Source organism: Aeribacillus sp. JST-2, from assembly GCF_056032925.1.
In genome coordinates this window covers 121,696-135,483 of record NZ_JBVVUU010000001.1, presented here as the reverse complement: position 1 = coordinate 135,483, position 13,788 = coordinate 121,696, and the positions used below count along the sequence as shown (strand labels likewise).

At 42.6% G+C, this 13,788-nt stretch carries 15 protein-coding genes; 1 reads left to right on the top strand and 14 read right to left on the bottom strand.

Annotated elements, in window-relative coordinates:
* Positions 1 to 3 precede the first annotated feature (3 nt).
* The 9 genes from rnc to AC0KTX_RS00700 all read right to left on the bottom strand — a co-directional run bounded on the left by rnc (position 4) and on the right by AC0KTX_RS00700 (position 8,720).
* The gene (gene rnc / locus AC0KTX_RS00740; RefSeq protein WP_474250307.1) at positions 4 to 738 is read right to left on the bottom strand and encodes a ribonuclease III; all 735 of its coding nucleotides are present in this window, start codon (positions 736 to 738) and stop codon (positions 4 to 6) included.
* 98 nt (positions 739 to 836) lie between these two features.
* On the bottom strand, positions 837 to 1,070 hold the full coding sequence (gene acpP, locus AC0KTX_RS00735) for an acyl carrier protein (protein ID WP_474250306.1): 234 nt from the start codon (positions 1,068 to 1,070) through the stop codon (positions 837 to 839).
* Between the two features lie 67 nt (positions 1,071 to 1,137).
* Positions 1,138 to 1,881: a 3-oxoacyl-[acyl-carrier-protein] reductase gene (gene fabG, locus AC0KTX_RS00730; protein WP_474250305.1), complete on the bottom strand. Its 744-nt coding sequence runs from the start codon at positions 1,879 to 1,881 to the stop codon at positions 1,138 to 1,140.
* On the bottom strand, positions 1,881 to 2,825 hold the full coding sequence (gene fabD / locus AC0KTX_RS00725) for an ACP S-malonyltransferase (RefSeq protein ID WP_474250304.1): 945 nt from the start codon (positions 2,823 to 2,825) through the stop codon (positions 1,881 to 1,883). The genes fabG and fabD overlap by 1 nt, the downstream gene beginning before the upstream one ends.
* Before the next feature lie 2 nt (positions 2,826 to 2,827).
* Positions 2,828 to 3,823: a phosphate acyltransferase PlsX gene (gene plsX, locus AC0KTX_RS00720; RefSeq protein WP_474250303.1), complete on the bottom strand. Its 996-nt coding sequence runs from the start codon at positions 3,821 to 3,823 to the stop codon at positions 2,828 to 2,830.
* Positions 3,807 to 4,409: a transcription factor FapR gene (gene fapR / locus AC0KTX_RS00715; protein ID WP_474250302.1), complete on the bottom strand. Its 603-nt coding sequence runs from the start codon at positions 4,407 to 4,409 to the stop codon at positions 3,807 to 3,809. The genes plsX and fapR overlap by 17 nt, the downstream gene beginning before the upstream one ends.
* A 90-nt stretch (positions 4,410 to 4,499) precedes the next feature.
* The gene (gene recG / locus AC0KTX_RS00710; protein ID WP_474250301.1) at positions 4,500 to 6,551 is read right to left on the bottom strand and encodes an ATP-dependent DNA helicase RecG; all 2,052 of its coding nucleotides are present in this window, start codon (positions 6,549 to 6,551) and stop codon (positions 4,500 to 4,502) included.
* A gap of 126 nt (positions 6,552 to 6,677) precedes the next feature.
* Positions 6,678 to 8,339, bottom strand: a complete 1,662-nt coding sequence (locus tag AC0KTX_RS00705; protein ID WP_474250300.1) for a DAK2 domain-containing protein — start codon at positions 8,337 to 8,339, stop codon at positions 6,678 to 6,680.
* Between the two features lie 18 nt (positions 8,340 to 8,357).
* Entirely contained in the window at positions 8,358 to 8,720 is a 363-nt protein-coding gene (locus AC0KTX_RS00700; RefSeq protein WP_474250299.1) for an Asp23/Gls24 family envelope stress response protein, read from the bottom strand.
* Between the two features lie 230 nt (positions 8,721 to 8,950).
* Between AC0KTX_RS00700 and rpmB the strand changes: the two genes are divergently transcribed.
* On the top strand, positions 8,951 to 9,136 hold the full coding sequence (gene rpmB, locus AC0KTX_RS00695) for a 50S ribosomal protein L28 (RefSeq protein ID WP_474250298.1): 186 nt from the start codon (positions 8,951 to 8,953) through the stop codon (positions 9,134 to 9,136).
* 27 nt (positions 9,137 to 9,163) lie between these two features.
* On the opposite strand, the gene spoVM is transcribed toward rpmB, so the two are convergent.
* From spoVM to AC0KTX_RS00670, 5 genes are all read right to left on the bottom strand, one after another.
* A complete protein-coding gene (gene spoVM, locus AC0KTX_RS00690; protein ID WP_243290237.1) occupies positions 9,164 to 9,244 on the bottom strand; it encodes a stage V sporulation protein SpoVM in 81 nt (26 codons plus the stop codon).
* Positions 9,245 to 9,511: 267 nt separating this feature from the next.
* Positions 9,512 to 10,156, bottom strand: coding sequence for a ribulose-phosphate 3-epimerase (rpe, locus tag AC0KTX_RS00685; protein ID WP_474250297.1), 645 nt, complete (start codon positions 10,154 to 10,156; stop codon positions 9,512 to 9,514).
* Positions 10,157 to 10,158: 2 nt separating this feature from the next.
* A complete protein-coding gene (rsgA, locus tag AC0KTX_RS00680) occupies positions 10,159 to 11,043 on the bottom strand; it encodes a ribosome small subunit-dependent GTPase A (RefSeq protein ID WP_474250296.1) in 885 nt (294 codons plus the stop codon).
* Between the two features lie 20 nt (positions 11,044 to 11,063).
* Complete coding sequence (gene pknB, locus AC0KTX_RS00675; RefSeq protein WP_474250295.1) at positions 11,064 to 13,034, bottom strand: Stk1 family PASTA domain-containing Ser/Thr kinase; 1,971 nt, start codon at positions 13,032 to 13,034, stop codon at positions 11,064 to 11,066.
* A complete protein-coding gene (locus AC0KTX_RS00670) occupies positions 13,028 to 13,786 on the bottom strand; it encodes a Stp1/IreP family PP2C-type Ser/Thr phosphatase (RefSeq protein ID WP_474250294.1) in 759 nt (252 codons plus the stop codon). Before AC0KTX_RS00670 ends, pknB begins: the two co-directional genes overlap by 7 nt.
* Between the last annotated feature and the right edge of the window lie 2 nt (positions 13,787 to 13,788).

Sequence of the window (13,788 nt, the reverse complement as noted above, 5' to 3'; positions counted from 1 at the left end):
GTTTTAGGGGGTTTTTTTGCTTAGTTTTTGAAGTCCCTGTTCGGCAGCATGTTGTTCGGCTTCCTTTTTTGACCGGCCCGTTCCTTCGCCAATAACCTCTCCGTTTAAAGAAACAGTGGCGACAAATTCACGGTTATGAGCCGGTCCTTTTTCTTCTAATATTTTATAGTCCAACACACCTTTTCCGTCACGTTGAATCAGCTCTTGCAGCCTGCTTTTAAAATCCATCACATGAGAAAAAGCACCTTGATCAATTTTCGGAAAAACCACTTTGTTTAAAAACGAAAACACTGCTTCAAGGCCCTGATCCAAATACAAAGCACCGATAAAAGCTTCGAACACGTCTGCTAAAAGCGCAGGCCGACCTCTTCCTCCGGTCATTTCCTCCCCTTTTCCAAGAAGGATCAGGCTGCCAAAGGAAAGTTCGTTTGCAAAAGAGACAAGCGAAGGTTCACAAACGATTGCCGCTCTTAGCTTTGTTAAATCCCCTTCCGTCATCGACGGGTATTTTTTGTACAAATATTCAGAAACAGTCAGTTCCAGCACAGCATCTCCCAAATATTCAAGCCGTTCATTGTCTTCAAACGGTTTTTTTCGATGCTCATTCACATAAGATGAATGTGTAAAAGCTTGGTATAAGAGCTTTTCATTCGTGAATGAAATGCCGACTTTAGCCTGAAACTCGCGGAACTTCAATGCTGTTTTTGCAAATTTTTTATGATTCATTTTGCCTGGCATATAAATCCTCCATCTTCTCAAACAATGCGAGAACCAAAAATGTAATGAAAAGGGATAAAGCCCCGTAAAAAATACGGGACTTTTCAACATTTACTTTCTTATAATTTGCTTTGTATGTAATTAACAGCATCACCAACTGTGACGATTTTTTCAGCCTCTTCATCGGAAATTTCCATGCCAAACTCATCTTCTAATTCCATGACAAGTTCTACAACGTCAAGTGAGTCAGCACCAAGATCATCTTTAAAAGAAGATTCCAGCTTCACTTCAGACTCGTCGACACCGAGGCGATCGACAATGATTTTTGTCACGCGCTCTAAAACATCCGCCATAGCAGTTCACCTCCCTCCAGTATTATAGAAGATTTGTTAACATATTACTAGATGGAATGCCGTTTTTTTATGGCATTACCATTCCGCCATCCACACAAATCGTTTGCCCGGTTATATAGGAAGCTTTATCAGACGCCAAAAATGCAACGATATTCGCAATATCTTCCGGCTTACCAAAGCGCGAAAGCGGAATTTGTTTCAGCATTTCTTCTTTTAGGTGATCATCCAGCTCGTCGGTCATATCCGTTGCAATAAACCCTGGGGCAATGGCGTTGACTGTAATGTTTCGGCTTGCCAGCTCCTTTGCAGCCGTTTTTGTCAAGCCGATGATGCCGGCTTTTGAGGCAACATAGTTAGCTTGCCCAGCGTTGCCCGCAATTCCAACGATCGAAGAGATGTTGATAATTCTTCCTGCACGCTGTTTCATCATTTGCCGTGCCACGGCTTTTGTACAGTTGAAAACACCTTTCAAATTTATGTTGATCACATCATCCCATTCTGATTCCTTCATTCTCAAAATTAAGTTATCGCGAGTAATTCCGGCGTTATTGACAAGAATATCGAGCCGACCAAAACGTTCAATCACTTCTTTTATCATTTCATTCACTTCATCGCTTGAAGCGACATTGGCGCGAATGGAGAAAGCTCTTCGTCCTAGCGCTTCAATTTCCTTTACAACTTCATTCGCTTTCTCCTCATTTCCGGAGAAATTAATGGCAATATCGGCGCCGTTTTTGGCAAGATCAATTGCTATGGCACGGCCGATTCCGCGAGAAGCTCCAGTTACTAAAGCCGCTTTTCCGGAAAGCATTATTCCCCCTCCTTTAATTCTTTGACGACAGCCTCAAGCGATGGCAAGTCAAAGATATTGTAAGTTTTTACACGGCGGTTGATTTTTTTGATTAATCCAGACAAAACTTTTCCCGGCCCGATTTCGATAAATGTGGTTACGCCTGCTTCCAGCATGGCCATAACGCTTTCTTCCCATCTTACAGGTGAATAAAGTTGTTCAACCAGCAGGCTTTTGATCTCTTCGGCCTTTTGGACGGGTCGTGCTGTCACATTTGCCACCACAGGTATGGAAGCATCCTTTATGTGGATTTCATCAAGAACTTGTGAAAGTTTTTCAGCTGCCGGCTTCATCAGTTCAGAATGAAAAGGACCGCTGACCACAAGCGGAATGATTCGCTTTGCTCCCCTTTCTTTCGCGATATTTCCTGCTTTTTCCACTCCTTCCACTGTTCCGGAAATGACGATTTGCCCCGGACAATTCAAATTTGCCAATTGAACGAGAAAACCAGCTTGAGAAACTTCACTCGTCACTTTTTCCAATTCTTGTTGTTCCATCCCAAGAACAGCCGCCATTGATCCTCTTCCATTCGGAACCGCTTTTTCCATTAATTCACCACGTTTTCTAACGGCAAATACTGCATCTTCAAACGTCATGACATTTGCCGCCACTAAAGCCGTGTATTCGCCCAAACTGTGCCCTGCCACAAAATCGCAGGCGATGTCAAACTCCTTTAATTTTTCCAATATAGCAATGCTTGTTGTAAGCAATGCGGGCTGTGCATTATATGTCAATGTCAGCTCCTCTTTTGGGCCGTTGAAGATAATCGAAGTTAAATCGATACCGAGCCGCTCGTTTGCTTTTTGAAAAATTTCCTTGGAAATAGGCACTTGATCAAACAAATCTTTCCCCATGCCGACTTCTTGCGAACCTTGTCCCGGAAAAAGAAAAGCAGTTTTTCCCAATGTTATTCCTCCTTCACATTCCTAATGGCGTCTTCCATTGTAGCAATCACATTTTGCAATACGATTTCTCGGGCTTGGCTGATAGTATGAAAGATCGCCAGCTGATCTGATGAGCCGTGAGCCTTTATGACGGGCGCCCTTAAACCGAACAGGCAAGCGCCGCCATACTCTGCGTAATTCATTTTTTTCTTCAGTTCTTTTAGCTTCGGCTTTAAAAGAGCTGCGATCAATTTGGCCATCAGCGTGCTTGTTAGTGTTTCCTTTACCATTGTAAACACAGAAAGAGCCGTTCCCTCTATTGTTTTTAAAGCGATATTTCCGGAAAAACCGTCCGCTACGATAACATCCGCCGCCCCGTTCAACAAATCGCGGGCTTCTACATTTCCGATAAAGTTAATCGGCGAACGGGATAGAAGGTCAAACGTTTGTTTGTATAATTCATTTCCCTTTTTTTCTTCCGTGCCGACGTTTAGCAATCCAATCCGCGGATTTTGAATCCCCCTTACTTTTTCTGCATATTCAGACCCCATGATCGCGTATTGCTGCAAGTGCTCTCTTTTCGCTTCAGCATTTGCACCGACATCAAGCATCACAAATCCTTTTCCGTCTAATGTGGGAAGCGTGGGGGCAAGCGCCGGCCTTTCAATACCTGGGATGCGGCCGATGATCAGCAGCCCTGCTGCCATGAGCGCACCTGTATTGCCTGCCGAAATGCAAGCATCGGCCAAATGATTCTTCACCCGCTCAGCCATGATGACCATTGATGCATTTTTCTTTCTTCGAACCGCCCGAACAGGTTCATCATCCGCTTCAATTTTCTCTTCTGTATGAAGAATCGATATCCGATCCTGTTGATCATTTATGAGAGGAGCGATCAGCGCTTCATTGCCGATTAATTCGATTTCCAAGTCGGAAAAGGTTTCAACGGCTTTTAAAGCACCATTAACAATTGCATGAGGCGCATTGTCTCCTCCCATCGCATCAATTGCTAATTTCATTGTTTGAACCTTCCTTTTTCAATTGATTGGTTGATCGATACATATCAAATTCACCGGAAAACACGAGTTCATTTCCGACATAGCTTTTTACTTCGACAAGCGTCCGGCCTTTTTCCTTGTCGATGTGGATAACTTTTGCTTTTGCAACAACGCGTTCACCCTCTTTCACTTGTCTCGTGAATCGAATGGCGGCTTTGGCCGTCAATGCCAGTTCATCGTCAATGCAAGCAACCGCCAGCGAATTAGCTTGCGCAAACAAATGGTGTCCGCGAGCAATTTGATTGCGGCTGAACACGTGTTCCATTTTGACATCAAATATAGAGATCGCAGACTTGTCGAGTTCCAAATCAATGATCTCGCCGATGACCTCATCGATAGCAAGGGACTTGACTTCATCTTCAAGCTTTCTTTCCGCAACATGCTTGATTCGTTCCCTTAATTCCGGGATGGATAATTCATGCCGATCCAAACGGATTGTCTGAATACTGACGCCAAATTTTTCAGCCAGTTCTTCATCGGTAATAAACGGTGTTTCAGCGATTGTTTCCTTCAATAAGCGTTGCCGTTCTTGTTTATTTGGTCTCATTTATCCTGCACCATCCGAACGAATTTAAGACTAGGTACTAACACTAGTATATAATTGCAAACCATTGTTTGCAACATTCATTTTCTTTGCCTAGTCTAATTTTTCGCCGTTCAGGACCCCTGTTGCCGCTAAATAATCCCGAAGGAGGGCAAACTCTGGATCGTTCCAAAAGGCTGATGATTGGACAAGCTTTGCCGCATCAGCTCTTGCTGTTTCCAAAGCGCGATAATCGTGCACCATGTCAGCGAGCTTAAACTCCGGCAAGCCGCTTTGTTTTTTGCCAAAAAAATCCCCCGGTCCTCTTAATTCAAGGTCCTTTTCCGCCAAACGGAAGCCATTATTTGTTTCTGTCATAATTCTCATTCGTTCTTTTCCCGTTTCTGATTTCGGGTCTGCAAGCAAAATACAATAGGACTGCGCTTCTCCACGTCCGACACGCCCCCTAAGCTGGTGGAGCTGTGCAAGTCCAAATCTTTCCGCATCGTAGATCAACATGACAGTGGCATTCGGCACATTGACGCCGACTTCGACAACGGTTGTTGAAACAAGAATTTGCACTTTGTTTTCGCTGAATTCCCGCATAACACGTTCTTTTTCATCTTGTTGCAATCGTCCGTGAAGAAGGCCGATTTTAATCCGCCCTTGGTAGTAATGCGTTAGCTGGCTATGAACATCAAGTGCGTTCTCAACATCGAGCTTTTCGGATTCCTCAATTAATGGACAAATAACATATGCTTGATGTCCTTTGCCGATTTCTTTTTCAATAAAAGCTAGAATCCTGTCAAGCATATGTGGGCGGACCCAATAAGTCTCCACTTTTTTTCTACCGGCTGGCATTTCATCAATCACAGATACATCCATTTCTCCAAAAGCCGTGATCGCCAGCGTTCGCGGGATTGGGGTGGCTGTCATAAATAAGACATCTGGATATTCACCTTTTTCCCGCAGCACTCGCCGCTGTTCAACACCAAAACGATGCTGCTCGTCCGTAATAACGAGCCCAAGTCTTCGGAAATTCACATCTTCTTGGATGAGCGAATGGGTTCCTAAAACGAGGTCAATGTCACCAGATTCAAGCCGGGTTAAAAGCTCTTTTCTTTTTTTTCCTTTAATGGAGCTTGTCAACAATCCCACCCGCACAGGTGTATCAGCAAAAAGTTTTGTCAAGGTCTTGGCATGCTGCTCGGCCAAAATCTCTGTCGGAACCATCAAGGCTGCTTGATAACCGCTCAAAACGGCGGCATACATGGCGACTGCTGCCACTATCGTTTTACCGGAGCCAACGTCTCCTTGAAGAAGCCGGTTCATTCTATAGGAAGAGGACATGTCTGTTAATATTTCCGATAAAGCTTTCTTTTGGGCATTTGTTAACGGAAAAGGCAGACCGTGGATGAACTTTTGCAGTTTTGTTTGATCAAAAGTGTGTGCAATGCCTTTGGCAGCTTGTCTGCGAATTTTTCTTAAGCCTTGCATTTTCAATTGAAACAAAAGAAACTCTTCGTACACTAGCCTTCTCCTAGCTTGTTTCACTGCTTCTGCATTGTGCGGTTGATGCATTCCCTTTATGGCTGCTTCTTTTGAAACCAATTTATATCGGGATCTGATGGCTTCAGGCAAATTTTCCGGAATAAACCTTGCATAGGATTGAATGGCTCTTCGAATAATCCGCTTTAACTCTGAAACAGTCATTTTCCCCCGAACGGAATAGACAGGCTCAACTTCTTGATTTTCACCGATTAAACCCATTTGCAAATGTTGAATATTTATCGTTTGCCGGTTTCGATCCCACGTGCCGGAAACGGTCACCTCTTGGTTAATGGCAAGCCGGTTTTTGAAATAAGGCCTGTTAAAGCAGACTGCTGTTACTAAATAGCGGCCGACAAGTAGACGGAAAGAAAGCCGGGAGCGTTTTTTTCCATAATAGGTTACGATCGGCTCACTATGGACTTTTCCTGCGATGGTAACTTTGTCTTTATGTTTCACTTCTGCTAAATCTTTTAAGCGATAATCTTCATATCGATAAGGAAAATAGCAAAGTAAATCATAAATGGTATAAATCCCTAATTCATTGAGCATGCGCTCCGTTTCTTCGCCAACTCCTTTGATCACCGAAACCGGCTGAGACAATTCGTTCCTTTTCATTTTCCGAAGCTTCCTTTCAACCAAAACATTCTTTTAAGAATGGCAAAAACATTCGGTAATAGTTTAGCAAAAAATACCGTAGCCGCGTAGCAATAAAAAAGAGGAGCGTAAGAAACGTCCTCTTTTCTACTCTACTGAGAAAATGTAAGAATACAATGGTTGATTGCCTTTATGTGTTTCAATTTCAACATGTCCAAATGAATTTTCAATATACTCAACAAGTTCGTTCACCTCATCGTCCGGCACATCTTCTCCTTGAAGGATGGTGACAATTTCATCATCTTCCCCAATCATTTTTGCAAGCAGCTTTTTAGCGGCTTCAAGTGCTCTTTTATCTTTTGCCACAATCGTTTTGTCAAAAATGCCCATAAAATCGCCTTTTTCAAGCGTTATTCCGTCAATGTTCGTTTCCCTAACAGCATAGGTCACTTGACCTGTTTTGACACGTTTTGCCGCCTCTTCCATCAACCTTTTATTTTCATCCAATTCTCCTGATGGTTGAAAGGCCATCAATGCAGATAACCCTTGTGGAACACTTTTTGTCGGGATAACGACGACATTTTTCGCCGCAACTTGAGCCGCTTGGTTTGCTGTCATTATGATATTGGAGTTATTCGGCAAGATGATAATATGCTCAGCATGCAATTGATCAATCGCTTGGATAAAATCTTCCGTGCTCGGGTTCATCGTCTGACCGCCTTCAATGATGATCTGTGCACCGAGGGAAGCGAAAAGATCTTTCATTCCTGAGCCCATTGCCACCGCAATGATTCCATATGGTTCCTTCTGTTGTTTTTCACCAATGAGCGAATTTTTTGTTTCATTGTTGACGATTTGTTGATGCTGCTGTCTCATGTTTTCAATTTTCATGTTGATTAAGCTTCCGTACCTCTGTCCGTAAGTCAGCACCTCACCAGGCTGTTCAGAATGTATATGTACTTTAGCGAGTTCATCGTCTGCAATGACTAAGAGTGAATCACCATATCGCGATAAATCTTCCCGGAATTTTTTTTCCGAAAACGGCTCTTTCCCTTTTTCAAACCGAACCATAAATTCTGTACAATAGCCGAATTTAATATCATCGGTGCTCATATGGCTCTGAGCGCTTTTATGATGTTCGGCACTGATCAAATCTTCCATCGATGGCTGTTGAGGAGAATCAGATACCTTCTCGCCTTTTAACTCGGCTAAAAAGCCTTCATAGATGAAAACAAGGCCTTGTCCACCGCTGTCGACCACCCCCACTTCTTTTAAAACAGGAAGGAGCTCAGGTGTCCTGTTTAACGATGCTTTTGCTTCTTTTACAACCTCTTCCATAATTTCTTTAATATCATCTGTTGTTTTCGCTGCGGAAACTCCCTTTTTAGCTGCATCTTTTGCAACTGTTAAAATCGTCCCTTCCACAGGTTTCATTACCGCTTTATAGGCAGTTTCAACACCTGTTTTTAAGGCATCGGCAAATTCTTGGGCATTGATGGTTTCTTTTCCTTCAACCGCTTTGGCGAATCCACGGAAAAGCTGAGATAAAATTACGCCCGAATTTCCGCGCGCTCCCATTAACAATCCTTTAGCCAGTGCTCCTGCCACCAATCCGATATTGCTCGATACATGCTTTTGGACTTCTTTTGCACCTGAGACAATGGATAAATTCATATTTGTTCCTGTATCCCCGTCGGGAACTGGAAAAACGTTCAGCGCATCCACAACATTTGCATGATTCGACAGGTTGTTCGCACCTTGTATTACCATTTCTGCAAAACGCTTTCCATCAAGCATTGTAATGACCACTAATGTTTCCCCCCTTAACTATGGATTCGCAACTCGCACTCCTTGTACATATATGTTGATGGAATCAACTGACAATCCTAAAATTTGATTGAGCGAATATTTCACTTTTGTTTGCACATTGTGGGCAACTTCAGAAATTTTTGTTCCATAACTGACAATAATATACATGTCAATATGGATCGAATCTTGTTCTTGGCGAACAACAACACCGCGGCTGAAGTTTTCTCGCCGCAAAATTTCTGAAAGCCCATCTTTAATTTGATGTTTGGAAGCCATTCCGACAATTCCATAACAATCAACAGCCGCACCACCAGCTACTTGCGCCACGACATCGTTGGATATATCAATTTGGCCGTATTTCGTTTTCAATTCGATGGACATGGACAGTTCCTCCTTTAAATACGTTCGTTATGGACATTTTACTATAACATGTTGCTGATTGAAAGAAGTCCCCGGCTCCCTTCACTATAAGAGCATGAAAACTGCATGGTGTCAAGTGCAAATTCTTGAAGGTGATAGAAAATCTATTGTCATACTAACCGGTCTTATGGTACATTATTATAGTATGTTTATATTGATTGCTCATTCCTTTGTAGTGAGGAGGTTTTACAATGGCTAAATGCGCTATTACCGGTAAAAAAACAAGCTTTGGCAATTCACGCTCTCACGCAATGAATGCGTCAAAACGCAAATGGGGAGCTAACTTGCAAAAAGTGAGAATTTTAGTGAACGGAAAGCCAAAACGTGTGTATGTTTCTGCACGTGCTCTTAAATCTGGAAAAGTTGAACGTGTATAACAAAAAAGCACCAACAACGGTGCTTTTTTAGTCTTTCTTGAATGAACCGAGCATTGCCCGAATAATGCCGCCTAAAAACTTTGGAAGCTTAATGGTATAAAATCTCATACATATTGCCCTCCCCATCAAAATTCATCTATACACAGCATATTCATCCTTGTTTTTTTAGATACTATCCCCATATCAAAAAATTCATCCTATTGTTACAAATATTTTTATGCTTGATAGAAGAAAAATAGTACCCGGCCCGCGATTGCTTTCAAAAAGAATGAGGCTGCCTTAAAAGTCTGTTTTGGTATCATATTTTTCCAAATCAAAGACCCAAGAACGTTGATTGATATATCAGCATTCTTGGGTCTTTTCGGACAGTCCGGGCTATCCTCTGATTGCTTTGATCGCTTTTTTTCGATCTTTTTCATTATAGATGGCGGATCCGGCTACTAAGACGTTCGCTCCTGCCTCCTTGCAAAGCGTTGCCGTCTCAGGATTGATCCCTCCGTCCACTTCAATTTCCACCTGCAGATCTTTCTCTTTCACCATATCGGCGACCTGCTTGATTTTGTTCAATACCGCCGGGATAAAAGATTGTCCGCCAAATCCCGGGTTGACCGTCATCAACAACACAAGGTCGACATTTTCAATCACATGTTCGATCATCGCAACAGGCGTATGAGGATTTAAGACAACCCCCGCTTTCACCCCTTGATCTTTAATAAGATGGATTGTCCTGTGCAAATGCGGACAAGACTCGACATGGACGGACAAAATATCAGCCCCCGCTTTGGCGAATGTCGGAATATATAAATCGGGCTGCTCAATCATTAAATGCACATCAAGCGGAAGCTTCGTAATAGGCCGGATTGATTCAACAACAAGAGGGCCAATCGTAATGTTCGGCACAAAATGCCCGTCCATTACATCGACATGAAGGTAGTCAGCCCCGCCTTCTTCCACATCGGCAATTTCATCAGCCAATCGCGAAAAATCAGCGGACAAAATGGAAGGTGCTATTTTAATCATGTTTAATACCTCGTCTTTCTCTCTTTTATTTCTTCAAGAAAGTGAAGATAATGCTCATAACGGTATGGCCTGATTTCACCATCATCAACCGCCAATTTGACAGCGCATTTTGGTTCCTTTTGATGCAAACATCCTCGAAATTTGCAATTTGCGCTTATCGCTTTGATTTCCGGGAAGCAATCAGACAATTCATCCGCTTGCAAATCTGCTAATTCGAGCGAACTGAATCCCGGTGTATCCGCAACAAGGCCATCGCCGATAAAAAGCAGCTCGACATGCCGGGTTGTATGCTTCCCTCTTCCTAAATGATCGGAAATAGCGCCTGTCTTTAGTTTCAAGTTTTCGTCAAGACAATTCAGAAGCGAAGATTTCCCCACCCCTGATTGGCCGGCGATGACAGAAATTTTCCCTTTGAGTAAAGGAATAATGGCTCTTATTGTTTCCGGTTGTTTAGTCGTCATTAAATAGACTGGATATCCGATATTTTTATAGTCATTGGCAAAAGAATCAATTTCGTTTTTTAACGTTTCACTGTTTACAAGATCCATTTTTGTGATACAAATGACCGGCTGAATTCCATTTGATTCCATAAGCACTAAAAAGCGATCCAAAAGTTTTGTGCTGATATCAGGCTGAACAGCTGAAAAAACCAATATTCCTTGATCAACGTTGGCGATCGGAGGGCGGATCAGTTCATTATGCCGCTCTAAGATTTCAAGTATATAGCCTTCTTTTTCATTTTCCGCCTGAAACACAACATGATCGCCAACAAGAGGGGAAATTTTTTGTTTTCGAAAAACTCCCCTTCCTCTGCATTGATAAAGTTTGTGATCGGCATACACATAATAAAAACCGCTTAATGCTTTTACAATTTTGCCTTTTGGCATACATGACCTCCTTTTATGGATCAATCTTCTGGATATGAAACCGTTTCTGTTTTCAATAGTTGGTTATTCAAAAACACCTGATAATAAGCGGATTGGTCCGGCTTGATCTCAAGTTCAATTTTTCTAGTCGTCGGCGCTGATATTTTAAAGGTCTCAAACGGTTTATCTATGGAATGGTTAGCATCGTTAATATAAATGCTCGCCTCTGCTTCTTCTCCATAAACGGCCGGATCAAAAGGAATGTCCACTTCCTTGACAACCGTTTTGTTCGGTTTTTCTTCAGGCCCCAGTGAAAACACAACTTCTATTTTCTCCCCAGGAAGCACTTCTTCCCCAGCTTTTGGAGATTGAGAGATGACTTGGCCTTCAGGAACTGTATCTGAATGTTCCTGCTTTGTTGTTAAGGATAAATTTTGTTCATTCACGTAGGCTTTGACGGCTTCTTCACTATATCCCGTTAGATCGGCAAGGGAAATTTTTCTTGGCCCTTTGCTTACTGTCAACGTAATTTCATCTTCATCAGGCACCAGCTCCGCACCTTCTTCTGGTGATTGATCGATGATCGTACCTTCTTCTTCATCACTGTATTCTTCCAACACCGTAATGTTGGTAAATCCTTTTGTTTCCAGCAGGTTTCGAACGCGTTCGATATCTTGGCCGATGTAATTATCAAGCGTCTCCTTCTCTTTTCCTAAGCTTTCATAAATGGTAACGGCGGAACCTTCCTTCACTATGCTTCCTGCTTCCGGTTCAGTGCGGATGACATATCCTTCTTCGACTTCATCGTTTTCAAGCAAAATCGGGTCATTGACTTTCAAACCTTCTTCCAACAGCAGTTGGACAGCTTCTTCATATTTTTTGCCTGAAACATCCGGAATTTCGATATCTTTCGGCAGAAAGAATTTCGGCAAAACAAACAACGCCGACATGATCGCAACGATGAAAACAACGGCAGCAATCAATAAAATTTTCCACCATTTGCGTTTTTTTCGTTTAGGCTTGTTTTCTTTTTCGTCTTGAACTTGATGATTGTCTTGGCCATGCGGTCGATCATTCGGGTGATGAATGATCGTTTCATCGCTCGCATCCTTTATGTCATCAAACAGGATCGGGTGAGTGATCGTTTTTTCTTCATCGTTTGGAATGGTAAATTTTTGTTCATTTAAGCGATCCGCATCGAAGGCCGTCCTGATATCCTCCGCCATTTCTTCTGCGGAAGAATAGCGATGCATCGGGTCTTTGGCCATCGCTTTAAGAATAATATTTTCGACGCTTTGCGGGATGTCGGGATTCCACCTTTTCGCTGACGGCGCTTCAGCCTGCAAGTGCTTCAAAGCAATGGAAACAGCGGATTCCCCGTCGAAAGGAAGCCTGCCTGTCAACATTTCGTATAATACAATACCGAGAGAATAAATATCAGACTTTTTCGTAGCTATTTGTCCTCTCGCCTGCTCCGGCGATAAATAATGGACAGAACCCAAAACGGAATTCGTATGTGTGATCGTTGTCGATGTCAGCGCCATCGCGATGCCGAAATCGGTCACTTTAATGTTTCCGACATTATCAATTAATATATTATGCGGTTTTATATCACGGTGAACAATCTGATTATCATGGGCGTGGGCAATCGCCGAAACAATCTGTTCCATAATTTTTAATGCTTCTCTTGGGTCTAACGGCGCGTTTTGTTGTATGTATTGCTTTAATGTTTGTCCTTTTACATACTCCATGACGATATAGTAAATATCGTCCTCTTCCCCAACATCATAAATACTGACTATATTAGGATGATCAAGGCTGGTCGCCGATTGGGCTTCCCTTCTGAATCTGCGAATGAATTCATCATTGTTGGCAAAATCTAATCTTAAAATCTTGATGGCAACATCTCTTTCTAATATGATGTCCCTTGCTAAGTAGACGTTTGCCATTCCTCCTCCGCCAATTACTTCAAGAATTTTATACCTTCCGCTAATCCTTTTGCCAATCAGCATGTTTGATCCCTCTCTTTAACATTTACATGGTGGCAAAGGATTAAGGAAATGTTGTCATCACCGCCGTTTTCATTGGCAAGGCGAATCAACTGTTCTGCTTTTTCTTGAAGTGATTGCTTGGAGGTTAAAACCGCTGCCATTTGGTCATCTTGCACTTTATTAGAAAGACCATCAGAACAAAGGAGCAAATAATCGTTTTCTTCCAAATCAATCGTTTTCATGTCAGGATAAACTGACTGCTCTGTTCCAAGAGCTTTCAATAAAATATTTTTTCGCGGATGTTCTTTCGCATCTTCTTTCGATATTTGCCCTGATTTAACCAGCTCGTTCACCAATGAGTGATCATCTGTTATTTGAGTGAAGCCAGCACTATTCAACAAATAACACCTGCTGTCACCAATATGGGCAACGGTTGCGAAGTTTTCCGTACAGATGGCTGCCACAATTGTCGTTCCCATTCCTTTGCAATCAATATGTTCAGTGGCATACGTTAAAAGGATGTTATTCACCTTCTGGATATTTTCCAGCAGCCAGTTTTCAGCCTGTTCTGGAGTATTAACCCGCTCCGATCGCTTCCAGCCTTGTTCAAAATATTCAATCGTCATTTTGCTGGCAACATCGCCTGCCTGATGACCGCCCATCCCATCGGCAACGACAGCTAGCAGCTGGCCGTGTTCATTTGAAAACACACCAACAGCATCCTCATTATGGGTTCTCACTTTCCCTTTATCCGTAATAACCGCCGTTTTCATTG

Coding starts and splice junctions, on each gene's coding strand:
- rnc (WP_474250307.1), bottom strand. CDS start 738: ATGCCAGGCAAAATGAATCATAAAAAATTTGCAAAAACAGCATTGAAG.
- acpP (WP_474250306.1), bottom strand. CDS start 1,070: ATGGCGGATGTTTTAGAGCGCGTGACAAAAATCATTGTCGATCGCCTC.
- fabG (WP_474250305.1), bottom strand. CDS start 1,881: ATGCTTTCCGGAAAAGCGGCTTTAGTAACTGGAGCTTCTCGCGGAATC.
- plsX (WP_474250303.1), bottom strand. CDS start 3,823: ATGAAATTAGCAATTGATGCGATGGGAGGAGACAATGCGCCTCATGCA.
- fapR (WP_474250302.1), bottom strand. CDS start 4,409: ATGAGACCAAATAAACAAGAACGGCAACGCTTATTGAAGGAAACAATC.
- recG (WP_474250301.1), bottom strand. CDS start 6,551: ATGAAAAGGAACGAATTGTCTCAGCCGGTTTCGGTGATCAAAGGAGTT.
- AC0KTX_RS00700 (WP_474250299.1), bottom strand. CDS start 8,720: ATGTCCATCGAATTGAAAACGAAATACGGCCAAATTGATATATCCAAC.
- rpmB (WP_474250298.1), top strand. CDS start 8,951: ATGGCTAAATGCGCTATTACCGGTAAAAAAACAAGCTTTGGCAATTCA.
- spoVM (WP_243290237.1), bottom strand. CDS start 9,244: ATGAGATTTTATACCATTAAGCTTCCAAAGTTTTTAGGCGGCATTATT.
- rpe (WP_474250297.1), bottom strand. CDS start 10,156: ATGATTAAAATAGCACCTTCCATTTTGTCCGCTGATTTTTCGCGATTG.
- rsgA (WP_474250296.1), bottom strand. CDS start 11,043: ATGCCAAAAGGCAAAATTGTAAAAGCATTAAGCGGTTTTTATTATGTG.
- pknB (WP_474250295.1), bottom strand. CDS start 13,034: ATGCTGATTGGCAAAAGGATTAGCGGAAGGTATAAAATTCTTGAAGTA.
- AC0KTX_RS00670 (WP_474250294.1), bottom strand. CDS start 13,786: ATGAAAACGGCGGTTATTACGGATAAAGGGAAAGTGAGAACCCATAAT.